We start from the raw sequence: 530 nt of genomic DNA, 5'->3' as shown, positions 1-530 counted from the left end.
CTCATTCGCCGCGACGCACCCGAGCGCGCAATTAGCGAAGGCGCAACCGTTGGTGAAATTCGCATTGGTGCCGGTGGCGATTACGAAAACCTAGACCAAGCCGTGTTCGACGCACTGCAAGCAATCCCAGAGCATAAGCGCGTAAACATGGTTGCCATCATTGGCGACGAACTACTAGCAAACGACCAAAACAAGTTGTATGCAAAGCAGTCGCACACGCCCAGCGAAAAAACCAAAATCGAACTTGAGCAAATCATTAAAACATATGGCGGCCNCTAGCCAGTTATAAAATTCCGTTCTTTCCAGCGCGCGGCATTTTAGTAACAAGTTTCGACAACCTAAGCCACTACGTGCAATCAGGATCAACCCGCACCCACGTAGAAGACAACCCAAAAAAGAAACGCGTAGAAGACTACCTATCACGTAACGACTGTTACTACATCGAAGATCTCGAAAAAGTAGCCTACTTCGAATCAGCCAACGTAAAACTGCCAAATAAAGCAGGCACCGGCTGGGAATAGTTTTTTAGC

1 pseudogene is annotated in these 530 nt (G+C 48.2%); it reads left to right on the top strand.

Going from position 1 to position 530, the window contains the following annotated elements:
- Positions 1-521 (top strand): annotated as a pseudogene (locus L654_RS1000000128665) (P2 family phage major capsid protein); the annotation flags it as partial.
- Between the last annotated feature and the right edge of the window lie 9 nt (positions 522-530).

Origin of the sequence: Pseudoalteromonas sp. TAB23 (genome assembly GCF_000498075.1) — a bacterium.
In the GTDB taxonomy this organism is placed as follows: domain Bacteria; phylum Pseudomonadota; class Gammaproteobacteria; order Enterobacterales; family Alteromonadaceae; genus Pseudoalteromonas; species Pseudoalteromonas arctica.
This window is presented reverse-complemented; position numbering and strand designations above follow the sequence as displayed.